The 21,446-nt window shown below is 36.1% G+C and carries 20 protein-coding genes, 1 other RNA gene and 1 riboswitch; of the genes, 15 read left to right on the forward strand and 6 right to left on the reverse strand.

Annotation, left to right across the window (positions count from 1 at the left end; all coding sequences use genetic code 11):
* Positions 1–287, forward strand: a 287-nt coding sequence (locus PLX19_RS13885; protein WP_272186985.1) for a transposase, incomplete at its 5' end; no start/stop codon positions are given.
* Between the two features lie 23 nt (positions 288–310).
* Here PLX19_RS13885 and PLX19_RS13890 read toward each other — a convergent pair.
* The gene (locus PLX19_RS13890; protein WP_098915248.1) at positions 311–520 is read right to left on the reverse strand and encodes a YppF family protein; all 210 of its coding nucleotides are present in this window, start codon (positions 518–520) and stop codon (positions 311–313) included.
* 328 nt (positions 521–848) lie between these two features.
* On the opposite strand from PLX19_RS13890, the gene PLX19_RS13895 reads away from it, so the two are divergent.
* The 11 genes from PLX19_RS13895 (at position 849) to PLX19_RS13945 (ending at position 10,830) form a co-directional block, all read left to right on the forward strand.
* A complete protein-coding gene (locus PLX19_RS13895; protein WP_272189234.1) occupies positions 849–1,283 on the forward strand; it encodes a YppG family protein in 435 nt (144 codons plus the stop codon).
* 441 nt (positions 1,284–1,724) lie between these two features.
* On the forward strand, positions 1,725–2,225 hold the full coding sequence (locus PLX19_RS13900; RefSeq protein ID WP_272189235.1) for a CotD family spore coat protein: 501 nt from the start codon (positions 1,725–1,727) through the stop codon (positions 2,223–2,225).
* Between the two features lie 63 nt (positions 2,226–2,288).
* Positions 2,289–2,843 carry a DUF1273 domain-containing protein gene (locus PLX19_RS13905; protein ID WP_272189236.1) on the forward strand — a complete coding sequence of 185 codons (555 nt, stop codon included), beginning with the start codon at positions 2,289–2,291 and terminating at the stop codon, positions 2,841–2,843.
* Between the two features lie 70 nt (positions 2,844–2,913).
* Positions 2,914–3,255, forward strand: a complete 342-nt coding sequence (gene gpsB, locus PLX19_RS13910) for a cell division regulator GpsB (protein WP_272189237.1) — start codon at positions 2,914–2,916, stop codon at positions 3,253–3,255.
* Positions 3,256–3,342: 87 nt separating this feature from the next.
* An RNA gene (gene rnpB / locus PLX19_RS13915) (RNase P RNA component class B) lies at positions 3,343–3,732 on the forward strand.
* Between the two features lie 213 nt (positions 3,733–3,945).
* Entirely contained in the window at positions 3,946–5,082 is a 1,137-nt protein-coding gene (locus tag PLX19_RS13920; protein ID WP_272189238.1) for a THUMP domain-containing class I SAM-dependent RNA methyltransferase, read from the forward strand.
* Positions 5,083–5,145: 63 nt separating this feature from the next.
* A complete protein-coding gene (locus PLX19_RS13925; protein WP_272189240.1) occupies positions 5,146–5,331 on the forward strand; it encodes a DUF3921 family protein in 186 nt (61 codons plus the stop codon).
* Positions 5,332–5,463: 132 nt separating this feature from the next.
* Entirely contained in the window at positions 5,464–7,401 is a 1,938-nt protein-coding gene (locus PLX19_RS13930) for an ATP-dependent DNA helicase (protein WP_272189241.1), read from the forward strand.
* A 125-nt stretch (positions 7,402–7,526) separates the two neighbouring features.
* Positions 7,527–9,044: a carboxypeptidase M32 gene (locus PLX19_RS13935; protein WP_272189242.1), complete on the forward strand. Its 1,518-nt coding sequence runs from the start codon at positions 7,527–7,529 to the stop codon at positions 9,042–9,044.
* Between the two features lie 326 nt (positions 9,045–9,370).
* Entirely contained in the window at positions 9,371–9,850 is a 480-nt protein-coding gene (locus PLX19_RS13940; RefSeq protein WP_272189244.1) for a GNAT family N-acetyltransferase, read from the forward strand.
* Positions 9,851–9,996: 146 nt separating this feature from the next.
* Entirely contained in the window at positions 9,997–10,830 is an 834-nt protein-coding gene (locus tag PLX19_RS13945; RefSeq protein WP_272189461.1) for a DUF2262 domain-containing protein, read from the forward strand.
* A gap of 200 nt (positions 10,831–11,030) precedes the next feature.
* Here PLX19_RS13945 and PLX19_RS13950 read toward each other — a convergent pair whose 3' ends face one another.
* The 3 genes from PLX19_RS13950 to PLX19_RS13960 are packed head-to-tail and all read right to left on the reverse strand — an operon-like array spanning position 11,031 to position 13,327.
* Positions 11,031–12,680: a b(o/a)3-type cytochrome-c oxidase subunit 1 gene (locus PLX19_RS13950; RefSeq protein ID WP_272189246.1), complete on the reverse strand. Its 1,650-nt coding sequence runs from the start codon at positions 12,678–12,680 to the stop codon at positions 11,031–11,033.
* Positions 12,677–13,150, reverse strand: a complete 474-nt coding sequence (locus tag PLX19_RS13955) for a cytochrome c oxidase subunit II (protein ID WP_272189247.1) — start codon at positions 13,148–13,150, stop codon at positions 12,677–12,679. Before PLX19_RS13955 ends, PLX19_RS13950 begins: the two co-directional genes overlap by 4 nt.
* Before the next feature lie 30 nt (positions 13,151–13,180).
* Positions 13,181–13,327: a cytochrome c oxidase subunit 2A gene (locus tag PLX19_RS13960; RefSeq protein ID WP_272189250.1), complete on the reverse strand. Its 147-nt coding sequence runs from the start codon at positions 13,325–13,327 to the stop codon at positions 13,181–13,183.
* A 367-nt stretch (positions 13,328–13,694) separates the two neighbouring features.
* A riboswitch (purine riboswitch) is annotated at positions 13,695–13,796 on the forward strand.
* Positions 13,797–13,902: 106 nt separating this feature from the next.
* Here PLX19_RS13960 and PLX19_RS13965 point away from each other — a divergent pair.
* Entirely contained in the window at positions 13,903–14,496 is a 594-nt protein-coding gene (locus PLX19_RS13965) for a xanthine phosphoribosyltransferase (RefSeq protein ID WP_272189252.1), read from the forward strand.
* The gene (gene pbuX, locus PLX19_RS13970) at positions 14,496–15,818 is read left to right on the forward strand and encodes a xanthine permease PbuX (RefSeq protein ID WP_272189254.1); all 1,323 of its coding nucleotides are present in this window, start codon (positions 14,496–14,498) and stop codon (positions 15,816–15,818) included. The genes PLX19_RS13965 and pbuX overlap by 1 nt, the downstream gene beginning before the upstream one ends.
* 14 nt (positions 15,819–15,832) lie before the next feature.
* On the opposite strand, the gene PLX19_RS13975 is transcribed toward pbuX, so the two are convergent.
* Complete coding sequence (locus tag PLX19_RS13975; protein ID WP_272189255.1) at positions 15,833–16,999, reverse strand: DUF418 domain-containing protein; 1,167 nt, start codon at positions 16,997–16,999, stop codon at positions 15,833–15,835.
* Between the two features lie 488 nt (positions 17,000–17,487).
* On the opposite strand from PLX19_RS13975, the gene PLX19_RS13980 reads away from it, so the two are divergent.
* Positions 17,488–21,150 carry a dynamin family protein gene (locus PLX19_RS13980; RefSeq protein ID WP_272189256.1) on the forward strand — a complete coding sequence of 1,221 codons (3,663 nt, stop codon included), beginning with the start codon at positions 17,488–17,490 and terminating at the stop codon, positions 21,148–21,150.
* On the opposite strand, the gene PLX19_RS13985 is transcribed toward PLX19_RS13980, so the two are convergent.
* Entirely contained in the window at positions 21,147–21,401 is a 255-nt protein-coding gene (locus tag PLX19_RS13985; protein WP_272189257.1) for a DUF3931 domain-containing protein, read from the reverse strand. The genes PLX19_RS13980 and PLX19_RS13985 overlap by 4 nt on opposite strands.
* Positions 21,402–21,446 lie beyond the last annotated feature (45 nt).

A 21,446-nucleotide genomic window follows, 5' to 3' on the forward strand; every position in this document is an offset into this window, starting at 1 on the left:
AAAAACTATATAAAGTACGGTGTTCTACTATTGAACGGAGTTTTGCGGATGCCAAGGAACTACATGGCTATCGATATACTCGGTTTCGAGGGCTGAAGTCTGTCCAAATGCAAGCATATCTTACCGCAGCTTGTCAAAACATGAAAAAAATAGCCCTTCACCTGACCAAAAGCGGTCAGGTGAAGGGCTATTTTTCTTATTTTTATCATTTTCTAGTTCTTTTGTTCATTAACAAATCAATAATTCCCAGAGTGTCGGAAACCCTGAAGGGTTTCCCAACACTCTGAAGAGGGGAAATCCCCTCTTATTTTTATGCTTCTGTTATAATATCTTTTTCTGTTTCGTAAGTTGGTTTTGTAGCCCCTATTGTTTCTAATTCACGTATTACACTTCTATACTCTGATAAACAAATTTTACCTTGTAGGTAATAATGTCTTGCGAAATCAAGTAACTCATTTAAATCTTCAGGTTCATACCCCTTTTTTACAACAAATTCTTGTTTTAAGTCCCCTAACACCATGTTGATTCCTCCCCATAAGAATCTTTTCTATTTAATGGTAGCATATAAACGCTTACTTTTTTATTTTTCGAAAATTTAAACTTCTTAAAAATTAAGGCTTGTATTACGTTATCTCGCCATTTTTGGCAGTGTGTACTTTATTTCAAGTTTTTAGTGAAAGAAAATAGAATGTAGAAGATAACTGCTGGCATGTGTCTGAATAGTGAAATTTCCTCATCAGTAGATAAATCATTTTCCATCAAAATTTGCAATTTATAGGACAATTACACATTTTCTTTTTGCTTTCATATTCTAACTATATAGAAAATCGTGAGAGGAGGGAGAATGCATGTTTCAACGCTCTAATATGTATCAGAATGCGCAAGACCCATACTTACGTTCTAACATATATCAGAATGAACAAGACCCATACTTACGCTATAATATGTACCCTTTTATGCCTTACAATATGAATTACAATAATTATTTTCAGCCTTTTCAACTTCCGCATATGAATCAACCCAATATAAATCAACCCATGTTTTATCCACCGAAACAACCTATTCAATCTTCTTTTTATCCACATACACCATATCCAATGATGAATAAACAAAACTACACAAAACAACAGCCAAGTCAATTTTCTAGTTTTATGTCGCAGTTTAAAACAACTGACGGAAATTATGATATTAATAAAATGATGGGTACTGCAGGTCAAATGATGAATGCAATGAACCAAATTACCGGTATCGTTAAACAAGTAGGGGGCTTTTTTATAAAGTGAAACTTCCTTCCATGGACGGATTTCCCATGAAAGGTTAGTTGAACTAATCGGGTTCTTACGGGGAGTTTTTGGAGTCTTTATATAGGAAGATAAGTGTAAAAGGTTAAAGGCGAATGTCTTGAAATATTTGTATGAAGACTTATGAATACCCAAATTTTGCATATAAAATGGCATGAAAAATAGTTGTTCGGACCTCCTATCCATTTTACAATGACAGTAGCATTAAAAATAAAGTATATGGAGAGGGCGAATGTGAAGAAAGTTATTTTACTTTTGTTTTTTATCATGATTACATTGACTGTTTTTATTTTCACAAACTTTAAACAATTTTTATAGACTAATTTCCAATATAGAAATAGGTATTTGTAACAAACGGCTTTTACTCTTTTCACATATTGTAAAATGTAAGGTTATTTCAAACTGTGAGAGGAGAGAAAGACTATGTATCATTGTAATCCTTGTTTTGGAGGACTGAGCCCAGTTACAACAACACCTCCAATTGTGCATCCGACAAAATGTTGTGAAACACACACATTTTCAAAAACGGTTGTACCTCATATTCATCCAACGCACATGAAACACGTTCACCACCAAGTAGTACAGGCGCAGCATTATTTCCCACAAACAAACTCTAGCGTGAATGTTATACAACCTGCACCTCCAACTGTAGTTGGAGGAGTTGGCGGATTCGGCCCTGGAGTTGGAGGGTTTGGCGGACCTGGCCCTGGAGTTGGTGGATTTGGCGGACCTGGCCCTGGAGTTGGAGGGTTTGGCGGACCTGGCCCTGGAGTTGGAGGAGTTGGCGGATTCGGCCCTGGAGTTGGTGGATTTGGCGGATGTGCCCCATGCGGTCAAGTATCGCCATTTGGACCGAATGTGAGTCCGCAAGCTGTATCACCAGCAGCTATGGGACCAAATGTAGGTGGCATGTTTAAAAAGTAAGTGCTATGCTAGAACTAGCAAATTGCTAGTTCTTTTTTTTGAGAAGAAAAGGGGCGTTTTATATTGAAAGTTGTAGCTGTTACAGGATATAAACCATTTGAACTGGGGCTTTTTTCAAATGAACATCCTGGTGTAGAGTACATAAAAAAAGCGGTGCGCAAAAGTTTACTTTCTTTGTTAGAAGAAGGGTTAGAATGGGTAATGATTAGTGGTCAATTAGGCGTGGAATTATGGACAGCTGAAGTAGTATTTGATTTACAATTGGAATATCCAGACTTAAAATTAGCTATATTTACCCCCTTTTTAGAGCAGGAAGAAAATTGGAAAGAAAACAATAGGGAGTATTATGAATTCATTTTTTCGCAAGCGGATCATGTAGATAGTATAACAAAGCGAAAATATGAAAGCCCAGAGCAATTTCGTTTAAAGAATCAATTTTTTATTGAAAAAAGTGATGCCCTACTTGCTATGTATGATGAAGAAAAGCCAGGAAGTCCTAAATATATGGTGGAAATAGGGAGGAAAAAAGCAGAAACTCAAAATTATCCATGTTATTTCATACTTTTTTCTGATTTACAAGATATAATAGAAGAAGAGCAGTGGAATAAAGATATATGATTGACAAAATGGGCTGTTTCTGAAAAAATTTAAGTAATGAAAGTTTTGGTAAAGACTTGAGGTGGAATGAATGATTTCTGATAAAATTAAGTTAACAGCAAAAGATATTTTAGAAAAAGAGTTTAAAACGGGAATGCGAGGATATCAACAAGAAGAAGTTGATAAGTTTTTAGACTTAATTATTAAGGACTATGAGGCATTTCATAAGGAAGTTGAGCAATTAAAGCAGCAGAATGCACGTTTAAAACAAGAATTGGAAGAACAAAAACAAAAAGTGGTGAGTGTACAAGTACAACCAACACCATCGCCAATTTCTACTCCACAACCAGTATATAACAATACGAATACAGACATTTTAAAACGTCTTTCGAATTTGGAGAAAGCTGTATTTGGAAGTAGACTATACGAGTAATGGAGGAGAATAAATAAGTTTGTAGTATTTTCCGGATAAAAAACGTTGCAAAATATTTATGTTTCCACTATACTAATTCATGTCATAACGTTTGGGTAATCGCTGCAACGCTTAGTTGTAGAGGAAAGTCCATGCTCGCACGACCTGAGATGGTCGTAGTGTTCGTGCCTAGCGAAGTCATAAGCTAGGGTAATTCGGCGTAAAGCTGGATTAACGGCAGGGAAAAAACCTAAGTCCATCTGGATATGGTTTGACTACCTTTAAAGTGCCACAGTGACGAAGTCCCGGAAGAAATGATGGGAGTGGAACGAGGTAAACCCCACGAGCGAGAAACCCAAATATTGGTAGGGGAACTTTTCCTAAGGAAATGAACGATGGGAAAGGACAGATGCAATTGCTCTGTAGATAGATGATTGCCACCGGAGTACGAGGCGTGGGCCGTTTGCAGTACAAAGGTACAGAACATGGCTTACAGAACGTTATGAACCAATCATGAATTTGTTCAGCTCTCCTTTGTAAGAGGAGGGCTTTTTATTTGTATGAATTTTTGGAATGTGAGTTAAAATGGTAAAGAAAGTTTTGTAAACTTAATAAAATCGAATGAAATGAATATGTCAAGAGTTTAACGAATCAGCAAGGAAGAATGTATTGCTGATCCGTGTTAGATTATACATAATGAGGAGAATGAAGATGGGAAAAGTTACTTTAATTGCAACTGCTGCAATGGGAATTGAAGCGCTTGTTGCAAGAGAAGTTCGCAATCTCGGTTATGAATGCCATGTAGATAATGGGAAAGTAACGTTTGAAGCGGACGAAAAAGCTATTTGTCGCAGTAATTTATGGCTCCGCACAGCGGATCGTGTGAAAATTAAAGTTGGTGAATTTAAGGCTACAACATTTGATGAATTATTTGAAAAAACAAAGGCACTAAATTGGGGGGATTATATTCCTGAAAACGGTGAATTCCCTGTTATCGGTAAATCGATTAAATCTACATTGTTTAGTGTACCAGACTGTCAAAGTATCGTAAAAAAAGCAGTCGTGGAAAAATTGAAAAGTACATATAGACGTACAACATGGTTTGAAGAGAGTGGCCCGTTATTTCGTATTGAAATAGCGTTATTAAAAGATGTAGCAACGCTGACAATTGATGCTAGTGGTGTTGGGCTTCATAAGCGTGGATATCGTGTTGGACAAGGGGATGCTCCGTTAAAAGAAACATTAGCAGCTTCGTTAATTATGCTCACAAACTGGAAACCAGATCGTCCGTTTGTAGATCCATTTTGCGGTTCTGGAACAATTCCACTTGAAGCGGCGTTAATTGGTCAAAATATTGCTCCAGGATTTAACCGTGACTTTGCTTCTGATGGTTGGGGCTGGGTTGGTAAAGACAATTGGAGCATCGCTCGTGAAGAAGTAGAGGACTTAGCAAACTACGATCAACCGCTTCAAATTATCGGATCAGATATTGATCATCGTATGGTACAGGTTGCACAAGATAATGCTGATGAAGTAGGACTTGGTGATCTTATTACATTTAAGCAAATGCAAGTAAAAGATTTTACAACAAAAGAGGAATATGGTTATGTTGTGACGAATCCACCATACGGAGAACGTTTAAGTGAAAAGCCTCTTGTTGAAAAAATGTATGCGGAGATGGGACAGGCCTTCCGTCCGTTAGATACTTGGTCTTTATACGTATTAACAAGCCATCCTGAATTTGAGAAATGGTATGGCAAAGATGCATCGAAGAAACGAAAGTTATTTAATGGATTTATTCGCACTGATTACTATCAGTATTTCGGTAAACGCCCGCCGCGCGATTAGTATAAAACTTCTTTAGAACGCATATACTTGCTATTATGCGATAATCTAAAGGAGGAGGCGCTAATGGATGGTTTGCAATTTTCCATTATTCAAAAGGCTATTCATCGAACTTATGATGAATTAGAAAAAGAAGTAAACCTTCACGGCGTAGCCAATTATGAGTTAGCAAGAGCACGTGAAGAGTATTTAGCAGCTTTATCACATGAAACTTTAATTGATAAGCGATATTTAAAATCATTGATAGAGTAGAAAAGTTTTCCTGCATTCAGGAAAACTTTTTTCGCTCAATTGTTATGCAAACAACAAGAAAACAGCAACTGCTCTTTTTATGAGGAGTTGCTCTGTCTTTTTATATAGAAATTGAGTAGTTGGAGGAATAGCATGTTTACGAAGCAAAAGTTGCCATTTGAAGTGGGGAAACAAGATAATTTTTTCGACAAGTTAAATGAATGGATTGGAGACGTTTTTTACGACGTTTTACCAGAAAAGGGATTTGAAGAGCGCGATGAGCAAATTTTTATGGCGTTTCAATTAGAACGAGCATTTCAAGAGAAACAAGTAATGTTTGCGGAAGCAGGTGTTGGAACAGGAAAAACGATTGTATACCTTTTGTATGCAATTTGTTATGCGCGCTATACAGGAAAGCCAGCTGTTATTGCTTGTGCAGACGAAACATTAATTGAACAGCTAGTAAAAGAAGAAGGCGACATTGCGAAATTATCAGAAGCATTAGGACTATCAGTTGATGTGCGTCTAGCTAAATCAATGGAAAATTATCTATGCTTACGTAAACTTGAAGATGTAATGAGTGGACGAGCTCCAGAAGTAATTGAAGATTTATATTATGAATTGCCGCAATTCGTATTTGATCATGGAACGATGCAAAACTTTACTCATTACGGTGATCGCAAAGAGTTTCCGTTATTAAATGATGAAGAATGGTCTAAAGTATCGTGGGATTATTTCCAAGATTGTTTTACATGTGAGTCTCGCCATCGCTGCGGACAAACATTATCTCGTGAACATTATCGTAAAGCTGCAGATTTAATTATCTGTTCGCAAGATTTCTATATGGACCATATTTGGACATATGATGCGCGTAAACGTGAAGGACAAATGCCGTTGTTACCAGAAAGTAGCTGCGTTGTCTTTGATGAAGGTCATCTTGTAGAGTATGCAGCACAAAAAGCACTTACGTATCGTTTAAAACAAGCAATGATGGAACAACTTTTAACAAGACTACTGCAAAATGATATTCGTGAAGAGTTTGCTTATTTAGTGGAAGAAACAATTTGGCAAACAGAGCAGTTTTTTGAGGCGCTTAAAGAAAGTAAGAAGGAAATTGCTGGTTCTGATCGTTTAGAAATTCAATTAACAGAAAAAGTAACGAAAGAAGCAAAACGCCTATATGCAAAAATCTCTGAAGTCGGCGATGCGCTAGTTTTTGAAAGTGAAATGTACACAGTGAACACATATGATTTAAATATTGTTGATGAGCATTTAGATGTATTAGAGCATTCATTACGTTTGTTTATGCATGAGAAAAATGTAATTACGTGGGGAGAAGAAAACGATGGTTCTTTTACGCTTGTAATTATGCCGCGTGCTGTAGAAGAAGTGCTGCAAGAAAAAGTATTCTCTAAAAAAATCCCGTACATCTTCTCATCTGCAACATTATCAGAAAATAATTCATTTGCTTTTACTGCAAATAGCTTAGGGGTAAAAGATTATTTATCATTCTCTGTTGCTTCACCGTTTGATTATGAAGAACAAATGAAAGTGTACTTACCATCATATACGAAGGAAAATGAATGGGAACGAAAATGTCAGTATACACTTGAGAACATTCAAAAAACAAATGGACGTACGCTTGTATTATTCCGTACAACGCAAGAGCTTGCGGCATTCAAAGAATATGTGAATAAAGAGCAAATGTCTGTTCCCTTCTTATATGAAGGAGACCAAGAAATTAGTCAGCTTGTTTCTCGTTTCCAAAATGAAGAAGAGACTGTACTTTGTGCGGTTCATTTATGGGAAGGTTTAGATATTCCAGGATCATCCTTATCTCATGTCATTATTTGGTCGCTTCCATTCCCTCCAAATGATCCTGTATTTGAAGCGAAGCGTAAGCACGTAAATGATCCATTCTGGGATGTTGATGTACCGTATATGATTTTACGTCTTCGTCAAGGAATCGGTCGTTTAATTCGTACGAGTGAAGATGAAGGATATATTTCGTTATTCCTATCAGAAGATGAAAATGAAAAAGTAGTAAAAGCTGTGAAACAAGTGCTTCCAGTAGAAGGTACAGTACTATAGAATGACATCTTTCTCTTTTTAATCAGAAAAAGCTTGGCGGTTGCTAAGCTTTTTTTCTATTAGAAAAGGAATTTATTTGTTTATGTCGAAATAAGGGTGAGGTAGAAAAAGGAGGTTTTTATAGTATGACGATTGCTACATATGAAGTAGAGAAAGAATTTTTAGCATATGTGAAAAAGATAGAAAATTATGGGGAAGCATTAAGCCTAATATTTTGGGATTTACGAACGGGGGCACCAAAGAAAGGTGTCGATCAACGTTCGGAAGTAATAGGAATGCTTTCATCAGAGGTGTTTTCATTATCGACTTCTGATGAGATGGAAAGATATTTAAAAGAATTAGAACAGCTAATTGCAGATAATAAAATTTCTAAAACAACGAAGAAAATTGTAGAAGAGTGCCGCAAAGAGTATGATCGGAATAAAGAAATTCCACAGGCCGAGTATGAAGAATTTGTCAAATTACAAGCAAAATCGGAAAGCATTTGGGTAGAAGCTCGTGAAAAATCTGATTTTGAAATGTTTCGACCATACTTAGAAAAAATTGTTGAATATAAGAAGAAATTTATTACATATTGGGGTTATGAAACTTATAAATATAATACGCTTTTAGATATGTATGAGCCAGGTATTACGGTAGAAGTGTTAGATCATGTATTTGGACAACTACGTGAGCGTATTGTTCCGCTTGTAAAAGAAATTTCCAAGTCCGATAAAGAATTAAAAACAAATGCTTTATTTGAATATTTTTCAAAAGAACAACAAAAGAATTTCACTTTAGGGTTACTAAAACAGTTAAATTATAATTTCGAGGCCGGTCGCCTAGATGAAACGATACATCCTTTTGAAATTACATTAAATAGAGGAGATGTTCGCATTACGACTCGTTATGATGAGAATGACTTCCGCATGGCAGTTTTCGGAACGATTCATGAGTGTGGACATGCTGTATATGAACAAAATATTTCAGAAGAATTAGAAGGTACACCGCTTTGCAGTGGTACATCAATGGGAATTCACGAATCACAATCACTATTCTTTGAAAACTTTATTGGACGTAATAAATCATTTTGGAAGAAGAATTATGATGTATTGAAACAATTTAGTGATGGACAATTTGAAAACGTATCTGTAAATGAATTCTATGATGCGATTAATGAATCAAAGCCTTCCTTTATACGTATTGAGGCAGATGAACTTACATATCCCCTTCATGTTATGGTTCGTTATGAACTGGAGAAAGAATTGTTTGATGGCACATTACAGGTGAAAGACTTACCAGCAGCATGGAATGATAAAATGGAAAGTTATTTAGGTATACGTCCAGAAACGGATGCACAGGGTGTACTGCAAGATGTGCATTGGTCAGATGGATCGTTTGGTTACTTCCCATCTTATGCACTTGGCTATATGTATGCAGCGCAATTTAAACATAAGATGTTAGAAGAGATTCCGAACTTTGATGTATTACTAGAGGAAGGAAACGTGACGCCAATTCGTGAATGGTTAACTAAAAACATTCACCAATATGGAAAGATGAAGAAGCCTTTAGAAATTTTACAAGATGTAACGGGTGAAGGATTGAATGCGAACTATTTAGCGGATTATTTAGAGGCGAAGTATAAAGAGATTTATGAATTATAAAGTGAAACTTTAATCAGTGGGGGCTTCATCTCCCACTGATTATCAGCCCTCACCAGTCGGGCTTTTACGGCAGTTTATTTCCCAGCTAAATTCTTAAGAAAAACGGAAGCGGCTTGCTCAGAATCGCAGGGCGCCCACGCACCCGATAGAGAGGTGCTTTTTGCCTCGTCCGAGCGGGCGAAACGACCGGAGATTCTAGCCGCTAGAGTTGGATAATGCTTTACCAAATTTTGAGGTGGGAGTATTACTACCCACGAATAACCGGATAAAAAGGAAAAGGAGCTGCAACGAAGCAGCTCCTTTTTGTGAACTAGGGGGGATAAGCGGTGGATTATACCTTTAGAGTAATGACACAAGAGGAGGCAAGGGAAATCGCATATAATTGGCATTATGAAGAGGAATATTCTTTTTACGATATGGAAGCAGACATGGAAGATTTAGAAGAGTTTTTAAACTATGAAATGAGAGAAGACACTACATTTATAGTTCAGGAAAATGATATGCTGGTTGGTTTTTTTAGTTTTCATAAAATAGATAATCAAACAGTTGAAATTGGGTTAGGAATGAGACCTGATAGAACAGGGACTGGTCTTGGATTAAAATTTGTAAAGGCTGGGTTAGCCTTTAGTAAAGAGAAATATCAACCTAAATATATAACGCTATCAGTTGCGACATTTAATGAAAGAGCGATTAAAGTATATAAAAAGGCGGGATTTGAAGCGGTTGGTACATTTGTTCAAGAGACAAATGGTAGTTGCTTTGAGTTTCTGAGAATGATTTATTCGACCTCATGTTCATCAAGTTAAAAAATAAAAAGATAGTAAAATAAATAACGGATCCTTTAACGTACAGGGAACCAGTTTACATATATCGAATATGCTTCTAAATGTACAATTAAAGTAAAACAGGAAAACTCGTAAAGTACTTTCAATACGATTTGTGCTTGAGTGTGATGAAGGGATTGTGTGATAAATTGAGTAAATCCAGTGAAAAAAGTAGATTTGAGAAAAAATTCACAGAAAATGTTATTGAGGTGGCAGCTGTCACAGGGGCATCGGGAATTGGTGCGGGAAAAGCAGGTAGCGACATTTTATGGACTGCGTCAATTAATTTGATCGCATGGAAAGATTTATATAACAATGAAACTGTTATAAAAGAAGAGCTACGACTTGAATGGTTAGTTGATGATGAAGAATTGAAACAATCAAGAGAAGTTTTAAAAGAGAATGCAGTTGTGAGATTACAGGTGCGTAGAGCAGAAAATTCGATGATGCTTGTCAAGGTTCTAGAAACATTATATAGAGATGATGAGTTGGAGATAATATTACAAGATTCGATGAAGCCGGTTTACTATAATGATGAGATGTTCGGCGGATTTTTACTAAATAAAAGAGTTAAAGTTTTTGAAAAGAGAATTTCTTGGGTTGGTGAAGAGTGTAATTTGGATTTTGATTGGAATGAAGACCAGAATAATATGAAGTCAGCGCTAGAAACAGCATATGTACTTTTTAAGGGGCAGGATGAATGGAACAAGAAAATTAAAATGTATGCTTCAGAAGAACTAGTGGAATTAGCAAATGATTGGCTACAGGATTATGATGAGAAAGAGATCAATGAGATTACAAAAGAAATGTTTATGGATTTAATGAAACTAGACAGCATAAGTGTTTATCCGGAAGGTGATTTTGAGATGTTCTTCTTTGATGGGGATATGTTTTTAGGGCATTGTATCATTGTAGATGGAAATATTAATGGGATTCTCAATTCGGCTGATATTGCAGGTTAAATGTGTGAAGTGAATGATTGGTGAGAAATAAAAAAACGAATGACTTATCATTTGTAGTGGAGTTAATTCATAATCAGGTACATTTTTTCTAGGTAAAAGCAAATTTTTTAACATAAGATGAATTCGATTTAAGTCTGCAGGTACATGGATGAAATTGTTACGCTTGAAATGAAGCAGAGGGGTACCCCTCTGCTTTTTACTTACCACAATTTAAACCCTTTCGAACCAGGCGGGGCATTTTGAATCATATCTATAAACGGAATTGTGTATGCGAATAAAATAAGCAGTGCTGTAATGCCGAGCCATAGTTTCCAATTCTCGAAGACAATTGGTGGTTGATCAGATGCATCAGATACTTCTGCAACCGGAAATTCAGTATGGCCTTTTGGAGCGAAGAAAGCAAGGTCTAAGAAAATAATGATAGCTAAAATAATACCGACAAATAAAATCGTGCCGCCAACTGCTTGGGCAATTTGATATGGTATCCATTCAACTGCTTGCGGTGCATTGCCGTATGTGGAAAAAGAAGAGCGACGCGGAGCTCCTAATAATCCAGCAAAGTGCATCCCAGCGGACATAAATAGCATTCCAAGTGTCCATACGCAAGTTTGAATCATCGCAAGGCGATTCATTTCTTTTGTCATAACACGTCCTGTTAAATGGGGAATCAGCCAATAGCCAATGCCGAAGAATGTTAGTACGACAGATGTAGCCAACGTTAAATGAAAATGTCCTGTTATCCAAATTGTATTGTGAACCACTTGGTTTAATTGATGACTTGCATTCACTAGCCCGCCTGCTCCTGCTGGAATAAACATAAGCATTCCAACGAACGGTGCAAAAAATCTAGCGTCAGACCATGGAAGCATACGAAGCCAGCCGAATAGGCTAGTTGCTCCTCTTGAACGTCCATATTGTTCAAATGATGCAAATAGAGAGAATGCAGTCATTAATGAAGGGATAATAACCATAAATGTTAAAACAACTTGTAAGTATTTCCATCCTGGGTCAATTCCAGGTTCTGTTAACTGGTGATGAAATCCAACTGGAACGGAAAATAATAAGAATAAAATAAATGATAAACGAGCGAGAGAATCACTAAAGATTTTTCCACCAATAATTTTTGGGATCATGACATACCATGCCATGTAAGCAGGAAGAAGCCAAAAATAGACGAGTGGATGGCCGAAGTACCAAAATAATGTTCTACTAACAAGAACATCAATTTTATCAACGATGCCTAAGCTCCAAGGAATGAATTGTACGAGTGCTGTGGCAGCAACGCCAAGAGTTGCAACGAGCCAAAGTAGCATTGTAATAACAGCCATGAAGCTCAGTAAGGGACCAACTTTTCCTTTATTGTGTTTTTTCCATGTGTGATAGTGAGCAAACATTGCAAAACCGCTAAACCAACTGCCGACAATAACGAGGGTAAGACCGATGTAAAAAGCAGGATGAGCCTTTAACGGAGCATAAAATGTATAGAGCACGGTAGCCTTATTTAATAGTATGAAAATAGCAGTAATGGCGGTTCCAATTGTCATAAGCCAAAAACCAATCCAACCGGTCCTGCGCACTCCTTTTGAAAGAGTGCCTGTTGTTTTGCTCATACAAGCAAATAAAAAGCCGATAATAAAAAATGTTGTTAATACGAGTCCTAGTAATACGCCGTGTGTTGTTAACACTTGATAATAACCGATTCCAGCTGGAAGGTTAAACTTTCCAGAACGGACAAGTACTTGTAATAGTCCACATAATCCACCTAAAAATAGAGCGATAAATGCAACATGAATATGAGCCATTGCTAATTTTGCATCTCGTTTACTTATTTTATCTTGCAGTGCGATCATTTGTCAGTCACCTCTACTTTCGCGCTCATCATATGATGGCCTGTTCCGCAATATTCATTACACACAATTAAATACTCACCAGCTTTTTGAAACACTTGAGAAGCTGTGCTCACATAGCCAGGTTCAATCATCATATTCACATTTGTTCCTGCAATTTCAAAGCCGTGTACAACATCTTTCGTTGCGACAACAAAGTCAACTTTGGCGCCTTTTGGCACTTTAATGACATTCGGTGTAAAGGAAAAAGCTTGTGAAACAATTGTTACTTGATAATGATCTTTACCGACTTGTTTTACACCAGGATGATCAAAAGGAGCAGTCGCATTTACTTTTTCTGGATCGATTGTCGTTAAGCAGCTAGGCGGCTGGTTTCCCATATAAAACGCACTGACTCCAATTACAGCTAAAAATACAAATAATGAACCGATACCGAAAATGAGCCAAATTTTTTCGTATTTATGCAAGTGCATATCTCATTTCCCCCTTGTTTCTGAGTAACGCTACAATCGATTTAAAAAAATTTGATATACACTAAACCATGTGAAGATTAAAAAGAAGCCGAGGAAAAAAACAAAAATTAATGTACCTTTGAGTGAGCTCTCTTTTTGTTTTCTCTTCATCAATTGTTGTAATTTACGTTCTCCCATGTTTCTCCCTCCCTGAGAAAGTGAATCTTACATTTTTATGATACAAAAAATTCTGATAATTTCTATATTGTTAGCGCTGCTTTCAAAAAATGTTCATTGATATAATTAAAACTATGTTCATGATGAAAAGTTGATAAATCGTGATTTATTACTGATTTTGTAATGAAGAAATGTGAAAAAAATGTGAAGTTCATATTGAATTTGCGATATGACTAAGGACATTGATTTTGAAATTTGTGGATTATGATTATAGAATGAAAAAGACTATAAAAGTCGAACGAAATTGGTTGGGAAATGATTTTTTGTACGTGTTTTTTTAAGAGGATACTTTTCAAAGTGAAAAAAGTACGTTATAATCCTTCTATAAAATAAATAAGTTAGCAACACTCATATAATCGCAGGGATATGGCCTGCAAGTTTCTACCGAGGTACCGTAAATGCTTCGACTATGAGTGAGGACGAATATATTGCTATAGTTGCATTCTTTTTTTGCAAGCTCCAAAAGCACGTCCCTCACTTGTATTGGGTGAAGGCCGCTTTTGGAGTTTTTTATTGCATAAGAGGAGGAACAAACTATGAAATTATTACAAGAAAAAATTATGAGTGAAGGAAAAGTATTATCAGGTGATGTGTTAAAAGTAGATGCATTTTTAAATCATCAAATCGATCCAGTGCTTATGCAAGAAATGGGAAAAGAGTTTGCAAAGCGTTTTAAAGACGATAAGATTACAAAAATAGTGACGATTGAGTCTTCAGGAATTGCTCCAGCTGTGATGGCTGCATTGCAATTTGGTGTAACAGTTGTTTTTGCAAGAAAGCGTAAATCGTTAACATTGCAAGATAATATGTATACTGCAAAAGTATATTCCTATACAAAGCAAGAAACGAACGAAATCTCTATATCGAAACAATATATACACGAAGACGATTGTGTTCTTATTATTGATGACTTTTTAGCCAATGGTCAGGCAGCACTTGGTTTAATGAATTTAGTAGAGCAAGCTGGAGCAACAGTAGCAGGTATCGGAATTGTAATTGAAAAAGCATTTCAAGATGGAGGAAGTAAATTGCGTGAGAGCGGTGTTCGTGTAGAATCGCTTGCGGAAATCGCATCGCTTGATAACGGGACAGTTCGTTTTGTGGAGCGCGCAGTAGCGGAGGTAGAATGATGAAACAACATCCTTTTAAAATTGCGTCTCTTGGTATTCAACATATGCTGGCGATGTATGCCGGGGCAGTAATCGTTCCGCTTATTGTTGGCGGCGGACTTGGATTAAATCAGCGTGAGCTTACGTATTTAGTATCAATTGATTTATTAATGTGCGGCATTGCGACGATTTTACAAGCGTTAACGAATCGTTTCTTCGGCATTGGACTCCCAGTTGTGTTAGGCTGCACTTTCACGGCAGTTGGACCAATGATTGCAATTGGAAAGCAGTACGGGGTATCTGCAGTGTACGGCTCTATTATTGCAGCAGGACTTTTCGTTGTGATATTTGCTCGTGTGTTTGGAAAACTTGTCAAACTGTTTCCGCCAGTTGTTACAGGTTCAGTTGTAACAGTTATTGGAGTTACATTAGTTCCAGTTGCGATTAACGATATGGCTGGCGGTGTAGGAAGTAAAGACTTCGGTAGTGTATCCAATCTAGCATTAGCATTCGGAGTATTATTATTTATTATCATCATGTACCGTTTTTTTGACGGTTTCATTCGTTCTATTTCGATCTTATTAGGATTATTATTTGGTACAACAATTGCAGCGTTAATGGGGAAAGTAAGCTTACACGCTGTAGCACAAGCAGATTGGTTTCATGGTGTGCAGCCATTTTACTTCGGCACACCGACATTCGAATTAACGCCGGTCATTACAATGATTCTAGTTGCTTGCGTAGGAATTGTTGAAGCTACAGGTGTATATTTTGCCCTTTCTGATATTTGTAACAAAGAAATTGGTGAAAAAGAATTAGCAAAGGGATACCGCGCAGAAGGAATCGCAATGGTGTTAGGTGGTATTTTTAACGCTTTTCCGTATACGACATATTCACAAAATGTCGGTCTTGTCCAACTAACAGGTGTGCGAAATCGCGTTGTGATTTACACATGCGGCGGTATGCTAATTGTCCTTGGATTTATTCCAAAGATTGCAGCAGTAACAACAATTATTCCAAAACCAGTACTTGGCGGTGCGATGCTCGCAATGTTCGGAATGGTTATGGCATATGGCATTAAAATGTTAAGCAGTGTTAATTTTGCGAAGCAGGAAAACTTATTAATTGTGGCGTGTTCTGTTGGAATGGGGCTTGGTGTAACAGTTGTGCCGACATTATTCTCACAGCTTCCAGAAAGCGTCCGTATTTTAACAGATAACGGAATTGTATTAGGAAGTGCATCAGCCGTGCTTTTAAATATTGTGTTTCATATGATTCCGCAAAGACAACCGAAAGTAAAAGAAGAACAGATTTCAATACAAAGTACTGTTTCTGAAGCGTAAGAGAAAGCAATGTCTCAAGATGAGACACTGCTTTGTTTTTTTAGTGGCATGCTTTTTCCATATGTACCAAGACGCCAAATATATTCAAGCGGTCCATATTGATAACGAGAGAGCCACCAGCGGCTAATAAAGATTTGAATGATATAGAAGCTAATGCAAAAAAGTATACCGCCCCATAGTGGGAACGTGATATTCATTTTAAATAGTAATCCAAATACGAATAACGTGACGATCGTTTGCGAGATATAGTTCGTTAATGCCATGCGGCCAACATATTGGAAAGGACGGAATACCTTTTGCCATTTCGCATGCTGCAAGAGACGCATAAGTGTAAAAATATAAAAAATGAATAGTGTCTTTCCACTTAGTGTAATAAAGGAAATCATTGAAAATGGTACGTATAGTTCGTTCATAGTAAAGTAGGTAATAATAATCCCCCATGTTGGTAAAGTAGCAAGGAAGGTAATGATTTGCCATTTCTTAAGTTTTGTATCAATCTCGTTTACGCGGCGAAACATTTCTTTCTTTCCGGCATATAGACCGAGTAAAAAGAGACCAACTGTTTCTGGTAGCATGATTAGAGAACCGCTAATTTCTTCTGAGTAAAAAGTAGTAAAGCGATCTTGAACTTGTAAGTTCCAATCTAACAATGGAACGACAGGTGCAGATAAAGCGTCAAGTGCTCCAGGTGTCATATTTAGTGCTACTAAATTTAACATCAACACAAAAAGTTCCCAAATACTTAACAAAACAAGCGACCAAATTAATAAAGTTTTTGGCTGTCTTTTATAAAATAATAGCAGTACCAATCCACTTATTGCGTAATTATGTAATATGTCGCCGTCCCAAAGTAGTACATAATGTAAAAATCCGAATAAAAATAAAATAAGAAGTCTTCGTATAAATAATAATTTTGGATGATTTGTTTTTCCTTCTGCGCGCTTCATAAAAATATAAAAGCCAAGACCAAATAAAAAAGAAAAGATAGTGTAAAATTTTGTTTGGACAAATAGATCATAAAATAATCGGATGTAACGATCAAATCCTTCGTAAACAGTCGTTAAATCTCGAGACTCGATTCCAGCTAACGTAGGCCAATTTACAAGGAAAATACCCAAAATAGCAATCCCTCGTATCATATCAATAGAATGAATTCTTTCATTTTGTGAAATGCTGTTCATATTTCATCTCCTTACCGATATTTCTTTCAGTATAATACAGGATGAATTGTAAAGGATATATATTTCCAAAATTTTCAACTGTTAACAATTCACCTGTGAGTTATAATAAAAATGCACAACAATCTACAATTCCTTTAAAACAGGCAGTATGAAAGCTCTCTAAAAGGGAGCTTTTCTTTTTTAAATATATATTGATAATCATTCTCTTTAATGATACAATATCTTTAAAATTGATAATCATTATCAAAAAGTAAGGTGTGATAAATATGGTATATGCATTTTTAGGAGGAACAATTGTTTTATATGCAGTTGTCACAAAGCATGTGTTACATCGAGTAGGAGCAACTAAATAATGAACTATACTACATAGAAATCCTTTTCGTTTCCACGGAGAATGAAAAGGATTTTTTTATTTTTTTACTGTGAAGATGCTGAAAATTTAGTAATATAAGAGATGGATACATCATGGAATAAAGGGGCACGAGGGGATGACAAAAACAATGCAAACAAACAGTTTAGAAAAACTCGTTTGTTTTTATGAAGAATGGCAGAAAAAAGGAGATATTGAACAGAGCGAAAAGTTGCTTGAAGTTGTACGAAAGTATAAAGAAGACCAACTGATGATTGCGTTTTGCGGGCATTTCTCTGCTGGAAAATCTACAATGATGAACTATTTATTTAAAAATCAATTGTTGCCAACTAGTCCGATTCCAACAAGCGCGAATGTTGTAAAGATAGAAAAAGGACAGAATCGCGTTGTTGTTATTTTAAAATCAGGACAGAAATACGAGTATGACGGTATGTATACAGCAGAAGAATTAAAAGAGCTTTGCAAAAATGGTGATGAAGTGATTGGTATTCATATTTATCGCGTTGATGCACCGCTTCCAGAAGACGTTGTTCTTGTTGACACGCCAGGTATTGATTCAACTGATGATGCCCATCAACTTGCAACTGAATCTACATTGCATCTTGCTGATGTAATTTTCTATATGATGGATTATAATCATGTGCAATCAGAAGTAAATTTACAGTTTGTTAAAGAGTTAAAACAGCGTAACAAAACCGTTTATCTTGTTGTGAATCAAATTGATAAACATAAAGAAAATGAGCTGCCTTTTGATGTATATCAAAAAAGCGTAGTGCAATCATTTTTTAATTGGAATATAGAAGTTGATGGTATCTTTTATACATCCTTACGTATGCAGAATCATTCACATAACGAATTAGGGCAGCTAGAGGAACGTCTTTCTTCGATAATAAAGGAAAAAGACGTATATGTGAAAAGAGGAATGGAGAGAGAAGTATCTTATTTGTTACAAGAGCATTTGTCATTCTTACATTCACAATATGAAAAACAATTGGAGCCGTTTCAAAAAGAGTTAGCATCGATGTTATCGCTTCAAGATGTAACCGCGATTTTAGAACAGCTTGAGGAAAAAGAAAAGCAGATTACAAATACAGTATCACAAGTGAAAGAACAGTTTTTTAACGGCTTGCAAAATATTTTAGACAATGCATATTTAATGCCGTTTGAGATGCGCGATTTAGCAAATCAATATTTGGAAACGAAGCTTACAAAGTTTAAAGTTGGTTTACTGTTCTCAAAAGGAAAAACAGAGCAAGAAAAGAAGCGTCGTTTAGAAGTGTTTTATGAGGCACTACAGAAAGCAGTAGAGACGCAGCTTGACTTTCATTTGAAAGAGTACGTTGTCTCCTTTTTTAAGAAAAAAGAGCTATTCACAGAAGAATTTGGAAACGTAATACATGACTTAAATGCAGATTTTACTCCTGCATTACTGGAAGCGACTATTAAACAAGGAGCTGGATTTACTGGAGACTATTTGCTTCATTATACAGAAGATGTTGCAAATGAATTGAAGAAGCGTTATCGCCGCGAAGCACAAAATATATTTGAAAAAAGTTTGCCGCTCCTGCACAGCAAAGTACAAGCTGATAGTCAACATATGCAAGAAGAAATAGCGCAATATGAAGCGATAAAAAAGGCGAAGGAAATAAAATTACAGTGCATGCAAGAATATGATCAGTATGAAAACTATTTACAAGATATATGGCACAATCGTTTTTCTGTTCCACAAAGTATAGATATAGAAAAAGCTTTACAGCAAACAAAGAAAGTAACAAACGAAAAATTCCAGTTACAAACACAAGTTGAAGTAGAGGATGAACTTACTGTCAATGAGTCTAAACCAAACAAGGAAACAAAGCTTAACATTGCTCGGATTATAGAACATGTTAAGGATGCAGAAGATGTTTTGCAGCAAATTCCAGCTCTTAAACATGTACAACAAGAAATTATAGAGAAAAGGAAACGTGTGGAAGCGAAAAAGTTTACAGTGGCGTTATTTGGAGCGTTTAGTGCTGGGAAATCTTCCTTTGCGAACGCATTATTAGGAGAAAAGGTATTACCAGTATCACCTAATCCTACAACAGCAACAATTAATCAAATTTTGCCAGTAACAGATGAGTTGCCACATGGCACGGTAATTGTACAGTTTAAATCAGAAAAGGCACTTTTTGAGGATTTAAAGGCTGTTTATAAATTATTTTATCGTGATATTACTTCCTTGGAAGAAGCGCTTGAGCAAATTGATGATATTTTGCAATATCCAGCACCAAGTGGTAGACAAAAAACAACGTTTAGTTTTTTACGTGCTGTGCAGCGTGGATATGATGATGTAAAGCATCGATTAGGAGAGCAATCTCATGTAACGTTAGCTGAATTTGCTAATTATGTAGCTAACGAAGAAAAATCATGTTTTGTAGAGTATATGGAGCTTTATTTCGATTGTGAGTTAACAAGGCAGGGCATTGCACTTGTGGATACGCCGGGGGCAGATTCTATTAACGCTCGCCATACAGACGTAGCATTCCAATATATAAAGAATGCAGATGCAATTTTATTTGTAACATATTATAATCACGTGTTTTCACGAGCAGATCGAGAATTTTTAATTCAACTTGGTCGTGTGAAAGATACGTTTGCACTTGATAAAATGTTTTTCTTAATTAATGCGGCTGATTTAGCACAGTCCGAAGAGGAGCTACAAACAGTAAAAGGATATATTAGCGATCAATTATTACAGTATGGAATTCGTAATCCACGTTTATTCGCAATATCTAGCTTGTTTGCATTAGAAGAAAAACAAGGAAAAGATATTTCGAAAGAAGCGTATGGCATTTTACAACAATCTGGCCTTGTACAATTTGAACAAGCCTTCACTTCGTTTATTATGAGAGATTTAATGCTCGTGTCGGTTCATTCTTTATACGGCGCACTTCAAAATGGTTATAAGCTCCTTGAAAATATGATCGAAAGCGCAATGCAAGGCAATGAAGTGAAAGAACAACAACGAAAAAAATATGAAGCAGAACGCGAAGAACTGCTTCACATAATCTCTTCTCATAGCGTTATAACAGAGGAAAAGTCTTTGGAGAATGAAGTAAAAGAACTTCTGTATTATGTAAAGCAACGGTTATTTTTACGTTACAATGATGTGTTTACAGAATTTATTAATCCGGCTTCTTTACGAACGCAAGGGAATGTGAAAAATAAATTACAAGAGTGTATGATGGAATTAATTGCTTTCTTGCAACATGACTTATTACAAGAAATGCGTGCAACTTCACTTCGTCTTGAAAAATGGATAAATGAAACGATGAGACATGTACAAGAAGAAGTAAGAGAGCAATGTGTTACAAGAAATGAACAAATCGTAGTTCAGACAGATGTAACATATGACTATCGCGTTCTTACTCATGAAAACCCATTTCCAAATATAGAAGAAATGCAATTTAAAAGAGCGTTAGCTCATTTCAAAAGCGAGAAAAATTTCTTTGAGAAAAATGATAAAGCATTAATGCAAGAAGAAATGAAGCAAACGTTAGAACCGTTTGTAGCAGATTACGTTACAGAAGAACAACGCTTATTTATTAGTCATTATAAACAAGAATGGCTTCATAATTGGCAACTTGTGAAAACAGCTATGATGCAAGATATAACACAATACTATGAAAGTTTATTATTTGCGTTATTGGAAACAATTGATGTTTCTGCATACGAACAGCGAAAAGAAGAATTAGGAAAACAGTTAATAAAGCTAGAAGGTGAACTAGAAGATACGTATTAAGAGAAAAAAATACGTTCAATACGTTTTTGTAGAACGGTATCTAATGATTTTACAAATCCGGCAAATTCATCTGAGGAAACCATATGAGTTAGGACGAGACGCCTTCCATCTGGCGTTTCGCCGCATAAGACGAAGGAAGTGAATTCATATGGTTTTCCTTCTATCATTAATTTTGGATAGGAGTACGTACCGTTTTTCTTTTTCTTCTCATCAATGGAGATTATATTGCACTTCTTTTCATTGTTGTCCATAATGATGACCTCCTTTGTATTACTTATGGAAGACAAGTATGGTTT

Origin of the sequence: Bacillus sp. BP-3 (assembly GCF_028401955.1) — a bacterium.
GTDB lineage: Bacteria > Bacillota > Bacilli > Bacillales > Bacillaceae_G > Bacillus_A.